At 76.3% G+C, this 13,348-nt stretch carries 11 protein-coding genes; 8 read left to right on the top strand and 3 right to left on the bottom strand.

The genetic code is table 11. From position 1 onward, the window contains the following. Positions 1-125: 125 nt before the first annotated feature. Entirely contained in the window at positions 126-356 is a 231-nt protein-coding gene (locus ACI782_RS18745) for a hypothetical protein (protein WP_456911590.1), read from the bottom strand. 197 nt (positions 357-553) lie between these two features. Here ACI782_RS18745 and ACI782_RS18740 point away from each other — a divergent pair, with 197 nt between their 5' ends. The 7 genes from ACI782_RS18740 to ACI782_RS18710 all read left to right on the top strand — a co-directional run bounded on the left by ACI782_RS18740 (position 554) and on the right by ACI782_RS18710 (position 9,275). Next, entirely contained in the window at positions 554-1,849 is a 1,296-nt protein-coding gene (locus ACI782_RS18740; RefSeq protein ID WP_456911589.1) for a hydroxyacid-oxoacid transhydrogenase, read from the top strand. A 64-nt stretch (positions 1,850-1,913) separates the two neighbouring features. Next, on the top strand, positions 1,914-2,522 hold the full coding sequence (locus ACI782_RS18735; RefSeq protein ID WP_456911588.1) for a glycosyltransferase: 609 nt from the start codon (positions 1,914-1,916) through the stop codon (positions 2,520-2,522). A gap of 124 nt (positions 2,523-2,646) precedes the next feature. Continuing rightward, positions 2,647-4,077, top strand: coding sequence for a sensor histidine kinase (locus tag ACI782_RS18730; RefSeq protein WP_456911587.1), 1,431 nt, complete (start codon positions 2,647-2,649; stop codon positions 4,075-4,077). Beyond that, positions 4,074-4,715 carry a response regulator gene (locus ACI782_RS18725; protein WP_456911586.1) on the top strand — a complete coding sequence of 214 codons (642 nt, stop codon included), beginning with the start codon at positions 4,074-4,076 and terminating at the stop codon, positions 4,713-4,715. Before ACI782_RS18730 ends, ACI782_RS18725 begins: the two co-directional genes overlap by 4 nt. A gap of 42 nt (positions 4,716-4,757) precedes the next feature. Continuing rightward, a complete protein-coding gene (locus ACI782_RS18720) occupies positions 4,758-7,598 on the top strand; it encodes an FAD-binding and (Fe-S)-binding domain-containing protein (protein ID WP_456911585.1) in 2,841 nt (946 codons plus the stop codon). 29 nt (positions 7,599-7,627) lie between these two features. Continuing rightward, positions 7,628-8,113, top strand: coding sequence for a cation:proton antiporter regulatory subunit (locus ACI782_RS18715; protein WP_456911584.1), 486 nt, complete (start codon positions 7,628-7,630; stop codon positions 8,111-8,113). 10 nt (positions 8,114-8,123) lie between these two features. Then, positions 8,124-9,275 (top strand): cation:proton antiporter, encoded by a 1,152-nt coding sequence (locus ACI782_RS18710; RefSeq protein WP_456911583.1) that lies wholly within the window; start codon positions 8,124-8,126, stop codon positions 9,273-9,275. 10 nt (positions 9,276-9,285) lie between these two features. Here ACI782_RS18710 and ACI782_RS18705 read toward each other — a convergent pair whose 3' ends face one another. Continuing rightward, positions 9,286-10,566 (bottom strand): GAF domain-containing protein, encoded by a 1,281-nt coding sequence (locus tag ACI782_RS18705; protein WP_456911582.1) that lies wholly within the window; start codon positions 10,564-10,566, stop codon positions 9,286-9,288. Between the two features lie 128 nt (positions 10,567-10,694). On the opposite strand from ACI782_RS18705, the gene ACI782_RS18700 reads away from it, so the two are divergent. Beyond that, positions 10,695-12,524 (top strand): NAD(P)-binding domain-containing protein, encoded by a 1,830-nt coding sequence (locus ACI782_RS18700; protein ID WP_456911581.1) that lies wholly within the window; start codon positions 10,695-10,697, stop codon positions 12,522-12,524. Between the two features lie 88 nt (positions 12,525-12,612). Here ACI782_RS18700 and ACI782_RS18695 read toward each other — a convergent pair whose 3' ends face one another. Then, the gene (locus ACI782_RS18695) at positions 12,613-13,227 is read right to left on the bottom strand and encodes a GDSL-type esterase/lipase family protein (protein WP_456911580.1); all 615 of its coding nucleotides are present in this window, start codon (positions 13,225-13,227) and stop codon (positions 12,613-12,615) included. Positions 13,228-13,348 lie beyond the last annotated feature (121 nt).

Here is a 13,348-nt window from a genome sequence, read left to right as displayed (position 1 = left end):
ACAAGCAGCACAACGACCCGGCCCCCCCCCAGCGCCCCCCGCCGCCCCCCCCCCCCCCCCCCCCCCCCCGCCCCCCCCCCCCCCCCCCCCCCCCCCCCCCCCCCCCCCCCCCCCCCCCACGCCGGTCAGTGCTGGGCGGAGACGCGGTGCGAGCGCGGGACGGCCGGCCGCGCGGCGGCCGGCCGCGGCGCGACGGCCGGGGACGGCGCGACCTGCGCGGGCATCAGGGTGGTGCCCCCGTCGCCGGGTGACCGGTGCTGCTGGCGCGCCGGCTGCTCCGGCTGGATGCGGGTCAGGATGAACAGGCAGAACGCGATGACGGTCAGCAGTCCGCCGACGACGAGGTAGTCCAGCACGCGGCCCAGTCTCCCGGCGTGATCTGTTCGTGACACTGCGAGATGTCTCACCGGGGCCGTCCGCGTGTCGCGGCCGGGGCCTCCCAGGCCGGCGGTCTATCGGGCGCCGCTCCGCGGGCTGGCCCCGTCCCGGCTGCGGCAGCAGACTCGACAGACGCGTACCGCACCCGACCGTCAGCGCTGACCGAGGAGGGGCCATGCCGCAGCCCACCTACTCCCCCGCGAACCCCGAGAGCGTGTTCACCTACGGCGCTCCGCAACTGAAGTTCGGCCCCGGCGCCTCCGACGAGATCGGCTACGACCTGAGCCTCACCGGCGCCAAGCGGGTGCTCGTCGTGACCGACCCCGGGGTCGGTGCGACCGGGCACCCCCAGCGGGTCGCCGACCAGATGACCCAGTTCGGCATCGAGGCGCTGGTCTTCGACGGGGCGCACGTCGAGCCCACCGACGAGAGCCTCGAGCACGCCGTCGGCTGGGCGCGTGAGCACGGCCCGTGGGACGCGATCGTCGCCGTGGGCGGGGGGTCGAGCATCGACACCGCCAAGGCGATCAACCTGCTCACGACCAACCCCGGCGAGCTCATGGACTACGTGAACAAGCCGGTCGGTGAGGGCCGGGCACCGGTCAACCCGCTCAACCCCCTGGTCGCCGTCCCGACGACCACCGGCACGGGCGCGGAGAGCACGACGATCTGCGTGCTCGACGTGCTGGCGCAGAAGGTGAAGACCGGGATCAGCCACGCCCGGCTGCGGCCCACCATGGCCGTGGTCGACCCTGCGCTCACGCGCACCCAGCCGGCCGGGGTGACCGCCGCCGCCGGCATGGACATCCTCTGCCACGCGCTGGAGAGCTACACCGCGCGGCCCTACACGACCTTCGAGCACAAGCGGCCGGAGGAGCGGGTGCCCTACTGCGGCGCCAACCCGATCGCCGACATGTGGTCCGAGCGGGCGCTCGGCCTGCTGGCGGAGTCCTTCCGCACGGCGGTGCACAACGGTGAGGACGCCGAGGCCCGCGGGCGGATGGCGATGGCCGCCACCTTCGCGGGACTGGGCTTCGGCAACGCCGGCGTGCACATCCCGCACGCCAACGCCTACCCGATCGCCGGGCGGGTGAAGGACTTCCACCCCAAGGACTACCCGGCCGACGAGCCGATGGTGCCGCACGGCATGTCGGTCGCGCTGACCGCGCCCGAGGCGTTCCGCTTCACCTTCGACGCCGACCCCGAGCGGCACCTGCGCGCCGCCCGCCTGCTGGACCCGCGCGCCGAGCAGACCGACGACCCCGCGCAGTTCCTGCCGACCGTCCTGACGGCGCTGATGCGCGACATCGACATCCCCGGCGGCATCGGTGCGGTCGGCTACGACGAGGGCGACATCCCCGACCTGGTGCAGGGCACGATGAAGCAGCAGCGACTGCTGGCCACCGCGCCCAAGGACGTCACCGAGGACGACGTCGCCGGGATCTTCCGCCGCTCGCTGACGCTGTGGTGAGGCGCGCGTCGTAGGACGCCCGTCCAGGTGCGCCGTCCACCGGGGTGCTGATCTGCTCCCTCGCGTGGGACCGACGGAGCAGGGGTGGGGCGCGACGGCGTGCGGGACGGTGGCCCGCCCGCCCCTGCTGCTGTGCGTTGCCCCCCTCTCGCCGGCCGGCGGCGTCGACACCCTGCTGACCGCCTTCGGGCTGCTCGCCGAGGACCGGCCGCCGCTGTCCCTGACGGTCGCCGGCGGCGGCCCCTGGAGCCGGGACCTGCGCGACTGCGCCGAGGACCTCGGCCTCGCCGAGCGGGTGGACTTCTGCGGGCTGCTCCCCCGCGCCGCGGTCCGGGCGGCGGTGCGCCGCAGCGGGGTGCTGGTCCTCCCCTACCGGCAGCACGACGACGGCCCGGAGCACCTGGTGCCCGGCCTCCTCGACGCCTTCGCGGCCGGGCGACCGGTGGTGGCCACCGCACCGGTCGCCGCGCCCCTCCTCGTCCGGCACCGCGAGACCGGTCTGGTCGTGCCCCCCGACGACCCGACGGCGCTGGCGACGGCCCTGGCCGAGGTCCTCGACCACCCCGAGCGGGCCGGCGCGCTCGCGGCGGCCGGGTGCTCCGCCGCCGGCGCGCTCCCCGCCGCAGGACCCTCCTCCCCGCTGCGGCGCCTGTGGCGGCAGCTCACCACTTAGAGGTCGTACGACGGCCGTCCCCTTGCGCGATGGACCTCCCGGGTGGCACAACTCCCCGGCAGGGTGCGCCGGAGGTTCCGGGGCCGGCGCGGTAGCGCCCGACGGCACACGGGGGGGTGGGCCCATGGCCACGCGCCAACAGACGGCCGTGCCCCCGCCACGGACGGCGGCCGGCCCCACCTCGGGCTGGGTCGCCCTGGTGGACAGCACGGCGGTCCGGCACCGCCCGCGCGCCGCCTCGGTGGGCCGCGTCGTGGCCCGCTTCCTCGCCGCCAACGTCGCGGCGATCCTGCTGCTGCTCGGCCTCGGTGTCTGGGCCAGCGCCCGGGCCGCCGAGCACGAGGCCCTCGCCGACGCCCGTCGCATGACCGACCTGCTGGCCGAGGTCCTCGTCCAGCCCAACCTGGACGAACGCCTGCTCGCCGGGGACCCGGCCGCGATCGCCGCCTTCGACGCCCGCATGCGTGACCGCCTGCCGGGAGTCGGCATCATCCGGATCAAGGTCTGGACGGCCGACGGGCAGATCGTCTACTCGGACGAGCCCCTGCTGATCGGCCGTACCTTCCGGCTCGGCGCGGACGACCGCCAGGCCCTGCGCGACGGCGTGACCCGGGCCGAGGTCAGCGACCTGAGCCGGCCGGAGAACCAGTTCGAGGAGGACGAGAACGGTCGCCTGCTGGAGGTGTACCGGCAGATCACGGGGCCGGGCGGGCGGCCGCTGCTGCTGGAGACCTACTCGGACTACACCCAGGCCACCTCCCGGCAGCAGGAGATCTGGTGGGAGTTCGCGCCCATCTCCGTGGCGGCGCTGCTCACCATGGTCGCCGTCCAGCTGCCGCTGGCCCGCCGGATGGTCACCCAGCTGCGCGCGACCCAGCGGGAGCGGGAGCTGCTGCAGGCCCGGGCGCTGGACGCCTCCACCGAGGAGCGCCGCCGGATCGCCGGCAGCCTGCACGACGGGCTGGTCCAGGACGTCTCCGCGGCCGCGCTGCTCGTGGCCCGCACCGCCGACGACCTCCGGCACCCGCCGTCCACCGCGCCGTCCACCGCGCCGTCCTCCGACGTCCCCGACCGGCTCGGGCAGGCCGCCGGGGCGCTGCGGGACTCCGTGGCGTCCCTGCGGTCGCTGCTGGTCGAGATCTACCCGCCGAACCTCGAGCAGTCCGGGCTGCCGTTGGCCCTGGCCGACTGCACCGACCGGCTGCGGCCCCGCGGCATCGACGTGCGGCTGTCGCTCCCCGACGGGCTCTGCCCACCGCCGGACGTCGCCGCCCTGGTCCTGCGCACCGTCTCCGAGGCGCTGCGCAACGTGGTGAAGCACTCCGGCGCCCGCAGCGTCGACGTCACGGTCGCGCAGGACACCGACACCCTCGTCCTGGAGATCACCGACGACGGGGTCGGGTTCGACGTCGCGCCGGCTCTCGACCGGCAGCGCGGCGGCCACCTGGGCCTGCGCCTGCTCGCCGACCTGGCCGCCGCCGAGGACGCGACGCTGCGCCTGCGCTCCGCCCCCGGCGCCGGCACCAGTCTCCGATTGGAGGTGCCCTCCCGGTGATCGAGGTCCTCGTGGTCGACGACCACGCCCTCATGCGCTCGGGGCTGGCCGGTCTCATCGCCGCCGCCGAGGACATGCGCGTGGTCGGCACGGCCGGGGACGGCGCCGAGGCCGTGGCCGCGGTCGCCCGGCTGTCCCCGGACGTCGTCCTCATGGACCTGTCGATGCCGGTCATGGACGGCGTGACGGCGACCCGCCGCATCCTCGAGGAGAACCCCGACGTCGAGGTGCTCGTGCTCACCTCGTTCTCCGACCAGCAGCGGGTGGTGGAGGCGCTCGACGCCGGCGCCGGCGGCTACGTGCTCAAGGACACCGAGCCGGCCGACCTGCTGGCCGCGATCCGTTCGACCGCGAGGGGCCACTCCCCGCTCGACCCGCGGGTGGCGCGGACGCTGCTGCACGCCCGGCGCAGCCCCGCCCGGGTCGCCGAGCTGACCGAGCGGGAGCAGGAGGTGCTCGCCCTGGTCGGCCGGGGGCTGGCCAACAAGCAGATCGCCCGCGCCCTCGGCATCCGGGAGGGCACCGTGAAGGCGCACCTGACCAACGTGTTCCAGCGCATCGGGGTCCGGGACCGGACGTCGGCGGCGCTGTGGGCCCGCACCCACCTCGCGGAGGACCCGCCCCGCTTCGGGGAGTGACCCCCCTCGCCGAGGCCCGGGCCCCGGGCCGAGACTGGCGGCGTGACCCGGACAGCCGCTCCCGCCGACACCGACCTGCTCCCCGCGCTGCGCCGGGCCGGGATCGGCGACGTCGACGACTCCGGGCTCGCGCGGGCGCTCTACTCCTCCGACGGCTCGCTGTACCGGGTGCTGCCGCGCGCGGTGGTCCGCCCCCGCCACCCCGACGAGATCGAGGCCACGCTCTCCGTCTGCCGGGAGCTGGGCGTCCCGCTGACCGCCCGCGGCGCGGGCACGTCGATCGCCGGCAACGCGGTCGGCCCCGGCGTCGTCGTCGACACCAGCCGGTACCTCGCCCGGGTGCGCGCGATCGACCCCGAGGCACGGACGGCGACCGTCGACCCCGGCGTGGTGCAGGCGGCGCTGCAGGCGGCGGCCCGGCCGCACGGGCTGCGCTTCGGCCCCGACCCGAGCACGCACAACCGCTGCACGATCGGCGGGATGATCGGCAACAACGCCTGCGGGTCCCGGGCCCTGGGCTACGGCCGGACGTCGGACAACGTCGTCGGCCTCGACGTCGTCACCGGCGCTGGCGAGCGGCTCTGCCTCGGGCCGGACGGCGCCCCGGACGGCGGGGTGCTCGGGGAGCTGCGGCGGCTGGTCGGGGACGGCCTCGGGTTGATCCGCACCGAGCTGGGCCGCTTCGGCCGCCAGGTGTCGGGCTACTCCCTGGAGCACCTGCTGCCCGAGCGCGGCTTCGACGTCGCCCGGGCGCTGGTCGGCAGCGAGGGCACGCTCGCGCTGGTGCTCGGCGCGACCGTGCGGCTGGTGGCCGACGCCCCGTACCGCGGGCTGGTGGTGCTCGGCTACCCGTCGATGGCCGAGGCCGCCGACGCCACCCCGGCGCTGCTGCGGCACGAGCCGACCGCCTGCGAGGGGCTCGACCAGCGGATCGTGCAGCGGCTGCGGGACGTCCCCGCCGCCGTGGTGCCGGACCTGCCGCGCGGCGACGGCTGGCTGATCGTCGAGCTCACCGGCAACTCGGTCGCCGAGATCGAGGCCAAGGCCGAGGGGGTGCTCCACGACGCGGGGGCGCTGGACACGCTGGTGGTCACCGACCCGGCCGAGGCCGCCGCGATCTGGCGCATCCGCGAGGACGGCGCCGGCCTCGCCGCCCGCACGTCGGACGGACGGCCCGCGCACGCGGGCTGGGAGGACGCCGCGGTGCCGGTCGAGCAGCTCGGCGCCTACCTGCGCGGCTTCGAGGCGCTGCTGGGCGAGCACGGCCTGAAGGGCGTCCCCTACGGCCACTTCGGCGACGGCTGCGTGCACGTCCGGATCGACTTCCCGCTCGGGCGCGGCGAGGACAGGGGGCGGGCGGCCTACCGGGCCTTCGTGCAGGACGCCGCCGCGCTGGTGGCCCGGTTCGGCGGGTCGGTGTCCGGCGAGCACGGGGACGGCCGGGCCCGCAGCGAACTGCTGGCGACCATGTACTCTCCCGAGGTCCTCGGGCTCTTCGAGCGGGTCAAGGGCCTGTTCGACCCCGGTGACGTCCTCAACCCCGGCGTCCTCGTGCGGCCGGCGCGGGTCGAGGACGACATCCGCGTGGCCGCCGCGCCCACCCGGACCGAGCGCCTGGCCCTGGCCTACCGGCACGACGGCGGGGACTTCTCCGCCGCCGTCCACCGGTGCACCGGCGTCGGGAAGTGCCGGGCCGACCTGCAGGCCACCGGCGGGGTCATGTGTCCGTCCTGGCCGGCCACCCGCGAGGAGAAGGACACCACCCGCGGCCGGGCCCGCGTGCTGCAGGAGATGCTCGCCCCCGGCGGGCCGGTGCGCGACTGGCGCTCCCCGGAGGTGCACGCCGCGCTGGACCTGTGCCTGTCCTGCAAGGGCTGCTCGCGGGACTGCCCCACCGGCGTCGACATGGCCTCGTACAAGGCCGAGGTGCTGCACCAGTCGTACCGGCGGCGGCTCCGGCCGCGCTCGCACTACACGCTCGGCCGGCTGCCGCGGTGGGCCGACCTCGCCGCCCGCGCGCCGCGGCTGGTGAACGCGGTGATGACCTCCCGGGTCGGCGGCCGGCTGGCGAAGTGGAGCGCCGGGGTCGACCAGCGGCGCAGCCTGCCGGCCTTCGCGCCCCGCACGTTCCGGCAGGACTGGGCCGCCCGCCCGGCGTCCGGGGAGGGGCCGGCGGTCGCGCTGTGGGTGGACTCGTTCACCGACCACTTCGCCCCCGAGGTCGCCGTCGCGACGGCGCGGGTGCTGGAGGCGGCCGGCTACCGGGTGCAGGTGCCGCCCGCCGAGGCCTGCTGCGGGCTGACCTGGATCACCACCGGCCAGCTCGACGCCGCCCGCCGCACGCTGGGCCGCACCGTCGAGCTGCTGGCGCCGCTGGCCGACGCGGGGACGCCGATCGTGGGGGTCGAGCCCTCCTGCACCGCCGTCCTGCGGAGCGAGGCGCTCGAGCTGGTGGGCGGCTCGGTCGCGGAGCGGGTCGCGGCGGGCACCCGCACCCTGGCCGAGCTGCTGCGCGCGACACCGGGCTGGACGCCGCCGTCCCTGGCCGGGGTCGAGGTCGTCGCCCAGCCGCACTGCCACCACCACGCCGTGCTCGGCTGGGCGACCGACGAGCGGCTGCTGCGGGACGCGGGCGCCACCGTGCACCGCGTCGGCGGCTGCTGCGGGCTGGCCGGCAACTGGGGCGTCGAGCGGGGCCACCACGACGTGTCGGCCGCCATCGCCGAGCAGCAGCTCCTGCCCGCCGTCCGGGCGGCGGGGCCGGACGCCGTCGTGCTGGCCGACGGGTTCTCCTGCCGCACCCAGCTCGACCAGCTGGCCGGTCGCCGCGCCCTGCACCTCGCCGAGCTGCTGGCCGCCCGGCTGCCCTCCGACGTCCGGTGAACGGCGCCGCGGTCTGCCACGATGCGGCCGTGGAGCTGGAGGAGACGCTGCTGCCGGGCGTGGGCGTCCGCTACGAGATGCGCACCCGGGCGGGCCAGGTGCTGGCCATCGTCGTCCAGCGGGACGGCGGCGCCGAGGCCGCGGTCTACGACCGGCGCGACCCCGACCGGGCGCTCGGCGTCGTCCGGCTCGACGCCGAGGAGGTCGACGCGGTGGCCGAGGTGCTGGGCGCGCCGCGGCTCACCCAGCGGTTCGCCGACCTCTCCCGCGAGGTGCCCGGCCTGGAGTCCGGCCGGTTCCCGATCCCTGCGCACTCGCGGTTCGCCGGGCGGCCGCTCGGCGACACCCGCGCCCGCACGCTGACCGGCTGCTCGATCGTGGCGATCGTGCGCGACCGCGACGTCGTCCCCTCCCCCGGCCCCGAGGACGTGCTGCACGCCGGTGACGTCCTGGTGGCCATCGGGTCGGAGTCCGGGCTCGAGCAGCTGGAGCGCCGCCTGGCCGAGCAGGTGTAGGGCGCGGCCGGTGGAGCACGTCGCCGCCCTGCTGGTCGAGCTCGGCCTGCTCTTCCTCGGCCTGTCGCTGATCGGCCTGCTGGCGCGGCGGTTCGGGCTCTCGCCGATCCCCTTCGTCCTGGTGGCCGCCCTCGCCCTCGGGGACGGCGGCGTCGTCCCGCTGAGCACGGCCCAGCCGTTCATCGAGGCGGCCGCCGAGATCGGCGTCGTCCTGCTGCTGCTCGCACTGGGACTGGAGTTCTCCGCCGACGAGCTGTTCTCCTCGCTGCGCCGGCACGGCCCCTCGGGCCTGGTCGACCTGCTGCTCAACGCCCCGCCGGGCTTCGTCGCCGGGCTGCTGCTCGGGCTGCCGTGGCAGGGGGCGCTGGCCCTGGGCGGGGTCACCTGGGTCACCTCCTCCGGCATCGTCGCCCGCCTGCTGGGCGACCTCGGCCGCCTGGCCAACCGGGAGACGCCGGCGGTGCTGTCGGTGCTGGTGCTCGAGGACCTCGCGATGGCGCTGTTCCTCCCGCTGCTGGTGGTCGCCCTCGCCGGCGGCGGCCCGGCGTCGGCCCTCGCCGGCACCGGGCTCGCGGTGGGCGCGGTGCTGCTCGTGCTGCTGGCCGCCCAGCGCCACGGCCAGCGGCTCGGCCGGCTGCTCGCCTCGCCGGACGACGAGCAGGTGCTGCTGCGGCTGGTCGGGCTGACCCTGCTGGTGGCCGGGCTCGCGCAGGCGCTCGGGGCCTCGGCCGCGGTCGGGGCGTTCCTCGTCGGCCTGGCCCTGCCGGCCTCCTTCGCCGAGCGGGCACGGGCGATCCTGGGCCCGCTGCGGGACCTGTTCGCCGCCACGTTCTTCGTCGCCTTCGGGCTGTCCACCGACCCGGGCGCGCTGCTGCCGGTGCTGCCCGCGGTGCTCCTGCTGGCGCTGGTCACGACCGGCACCAAGGTCGCCACCGGCTGGTTCGCCGCGCGCCGGGACGCGGTCGGTGTCCCCGGCCGGCTGCGCGCGGGGACGGCACTGGTCGCGCACGGCGAGTTCTCGATCGTCATCGCCGGCCTGGCGGTCGCGGCAGGGGTGGCCGAGCTCGGGCCGGTGGCGACCGGCTACGTGCTCGTGCTCGCGGTCGGCGGTCCCGTGCTGACCCGGCTCGCCGACGCCCGCGCCCTGCGCGCTCCCGCGTGACCGGCACGCCTCAGCTCCGGCGCAGCCGCTCCACCAGCGGGGCGGTGGACGCCGGCAGCAGCCGGGCCGCGGGGACCGGCGTCCGCACCTCGAGGTGCACGTCGTCGGCGATGCGGTAGGGCTGCGCCGAGACCACCGACCCGAGCGTGCGCCGCAGCCGGGACACCTCGGCGCGCACGGTCACCGTGCGGGCGGGGTCGCCGAAGAGGTCGCCGGCGAGCTCCGCGGCCGAGCGGCCGGCGCGGTGCTCGGCGAGGGCGAGCAGGATCTCGGCGTGCCGGAGGCTCAACGCGGCCGACCAGGTGCCGCTCGGGCCGCTCACCCGCACCTCCGGGCGGGCCTCTGCGAGGTCCAGGACGACGCCGGCCGGCCGGGCGTCGTCGACCCCGTCGGCCCCGTCGGCCGGCCGCAGCAGCCAGCCCCCGGGCAGCGGCTCGGCGGTGCACCGGCCCAGCACCGGCAGCTCCAGCCGGCCGGCCCGCACCCCGTCGGGCAGGGGGACGCGGTCGGGCGCGGCCAGCCCGGAGGCGGCGGCGGTGCACCCGTCCGGCCCGACCACGAGGGCGGGGCCGGGCAGCCGGGCCAGCAGCGGGGCGCCCAGGGCGCGCAGCCGCTCCACCTGGCGGGTGTGCGCGGCGTGCAGCTCGAGCTCGGCCAGCCGGGCGACCGCGTCGACCAGCGCGATCGTGCTCGGGTGCACCGTCGCGGCGGGCCCGGAGAGGTCGACCGCGCCGAGCAGGCGGCCGGTGACCGGGGCGTGCAGCGGAGCGGCGGCGCAGGTCCACGGCTGGTGCCCCTCCGCGTAGTGCTCGCCGGCGTGCACCTGCAGCGGGCTGTCGACGACCAGGCTGGTGCCGATCGCGTTGGTGCCCACGGTGTCCTCGTCCCAGGCCGAGCCCTCGACGAACCCCAGGCGATCGGCCCGGCGGCGCACCTGCGGGCCGCCCTCCCGCCACAGCACCCGGCACTCGGCGTCCACCACCACGAGCACCTGGCCGGCGTCCCGGGCCACCGGCAGCAGCCGCTCCCGGAGCAGGGGCAGCAGGGGCGCCAGGCCACTCTCCGCGCGCCGGCGCTCCAGCTCCGCGCCGTCCAGCGGGGGGACGTCGGGCGCCTCGGAGGGGTCCAGGCCGGCGCACCGCACCCGCCGCCACGAGGCCCCGATCACCGGGCGCGGCGCGGCCGGGGGCGTGCCGCCGCCGAGCGCGGCGGCGCGGACGCGCTCGAGCAGCCGGGTGTGCGCACGCGGGTCGGCGCCCGGCGGGAGGGCGCTCTGGACGGCGCTGGACATGGGGCAGCTCCTCGACTGTGACCTGCGCCACGACCCTAGTTGGTGCAACCCCCTGCAACGCTCCCGCTGCAGCGCCCCTGCAGGTGTGCTGGGCGTCACGTTCCCGTGACGACGCAGGAGGCTCCTCCGTGACGCAGACGATCGAAAGACCCGGGGCCACCGGCTCCCCCGCCGAGCGCGCCGACGCCTGGCTGGCGAGCTTCGCCGACGCCCTCACCGCCCGCGACGTCGACCGCGCCGCCGGGGCGTTCGCCGCCACGAGCTTCTGGCGGGACCTGGTCTCCTTCACCTGGAACATCACCACGGTCGAGGGGCCCGCCGGCGTCCGCGACCTGCTCACCGAGACCCTGGACCGCACCGACCCGCGGTCGTTCGCCGTCGAGGAGCCCCCGGACGAGGCGGACGGCGTCCTCACCGTCTGGTTCACCTTCGAGACCGCCGTCGGCCGCGGCCGCGGGGTGGCCCGGCTCGTCGAGGAGGAGGGGACGACGAAGGCGTGGACCTTCCTCACCACGCTGTTCGAGCTGGTGGGCCACGAGGAGCCCCGCGGCGCACGTCGGCCGATGGGCGCCGAGCACGGCGTCAACAAGCAGCGGCTGACCTGGCTGGAACGGCGGGAGAAGGAGCAGGCCGAGCTGGGCACCTCCGTGCAGCCGTACGTGCTCGTCGTCGGCGGCGGCCAGGGGGGCATCGCGCTGGGCGCGCGGCTCCGGCAGCTCGGCGTGCCCGCGCTCGTCGTCGACAAGCACCCGCGGCCCGGCGACCAGTGGCGCGGCCGCTACAAGTCCCTCTGCCTGCACGACCCGGTCTGGTACGACCACCTGCCCTACCTGAAGTTCCCCGACACCTGGCCGGTGTTCTCGCCCAAGGACAAGATCGGCGACTGGCTCGAGTCCTACGTCGAGGCCATGGAGGTCCCCTACTGGTCGAGCACGGTGGCGACCAGGGCCTCGTACTCGCCCGAGAGGGGTGAGTGGACGGTCGAGCTCGAGCGCGAGGGGGACGCACTGACCCTGCGGCCTCAGCACCTGGTGCTCGCCACCGGCATGTCCGGCAAGCCCAACATCCCCGACCTGCCCGGGAAGGACGTCTTCCCCGGCGACCAGCACCACTCCTCGGCCCACCCCGGGCCGGACGCCTACGCCGGCAAGCGCTGCGTCGTCATCGGCAGCAACAACTCGGCCTTCGACATCTGTGGCGCGCTCTGGGAGCACGACGCCGACGTCACCATGGTCCAGCGCAGCTCGACGCACATCGTCAAGAGCGCCACCCTCATGGACATCGGCCTCGGCGCCCTCTACAGCGAGGAGGCGGTGGCCAACGGCATCACGACGGAGAAGGCGGACCTGGTCTTCGCCTCGATCCCCTACCGGATCATGCACGAGTTCCAGATCCCGCTGTACGAGCAGATGGCCGAGCGTGACGCCGACTTCTACGAGCGGCTGCAGAAGGCCGGCTTCCGGCACGACTGGGGCGACGACGGCTCGGGCCTGTTCATGAAGTACCTGCGCCGCGGCTCCGGCTACTACATCGACGTGGGCGCCGCCGACCTCGTGGCCGACGGGGAGGTGGAGCTGGCGCAGGGCCAGGTCGACCACCTCACCGAGGACGCCGTCGTCCTGGATGACGGCACGGAGCTGCCGGCCGACCTCGTCGTCTACGCCACCGGCTACGGGTCGATGAACGGCTGGGCCGCCGACCTCATCTCGCAGGAGGTCGCGGACACGGTCGGCAAGGTGTGGGGCCTGGGCTCGGACACCACCAAGGACCCGGGGCCGTGGGAGGGCGAGCAGCGCAACATGTGGAAGCCGACCCAGCAGGAGGCGCTGTGGTTCCACGGCGGCAACCTGCACCAGTCGCGGCACTACTCGCTGTACCTGGCGCTGCAGCTCAAGGCCCGGCAGGCCGGCATCCCGACGCCGGTGTACGGCCTGGCGCCGGTGCACCACACCTGCTGACGACGAGCGCCGGTCCTGACGATCATGGCGCCGTGACCGCTCCGGAGCCGGAGTTCCGGTCACGGCGCCATGATCGCGAGGCGGCAGGTCAGGCGGCGGACTCCCGGCGGGCGGCCGCCGCGGCGAGCACGTGCGGGGTGAGCGCGTCGGCGATGTGCGCGTAGCCCGCCGAGGACGGGTGGAACCGGTCGGCGGAGAACAGCGACACGTCGGCGGTGAACGCGGCGGCCACGGCTGCGGACACCTCGGCGACCATCGCGCCGGCACCCCGGGCCGCGGCGGCCTGCTGGCGCTGCAGCTGTTCCGAGGCGCTCCGCACCAGCGCGCGGTACGCCGGGGGCACGAACGGCACCGTCGACATGTCGGGCGCCGGGACGACGAGCACGTCGCTGCCGAGCGTCCGCAGTTCGCCCACCGCCCCACCCAGTGCGGCGGCCGCCTGCGCGGCGGGGACGAACCGGGCGAGGTCGTTGGCGCCGACCACCACGAGGGCGAGGTCGGGCGCGAGCGGGACGGCGCGGCGGACCTGCGCGGTCAGGTCCTGCGAGACGGCGCCGGGGATCGCCAGGACCTGCAGGTCGACGTCGTACCCGGCGTCCCCGAGGACCCGCGCCAGCCGCGGACCGAGTGTGTCGTCGACCCGGCCGGCTCCGGAGCCGTACGCGAGCGAGTCACCGAGCAGGACCAGGCGCAGCGGCAGCACCGGCGTCCCCTACCCGCCGGGGCGGTCCGGACACGCAGCGGGGTCCGGCCGGGAACCCCGGCCGGACCCTGGCGACGTGCTGGAGCGGCCCCCTGCAGGGTCCCGCCGCGAGCGTGCGAGC

The sequence above is a fragment of the Geodermatophilus sp. SYSU D00703 genome, assembly GCF_054050155.1.
This window is presented reverse-complemented; position numbering and strand designations above follow the sequence as displayed.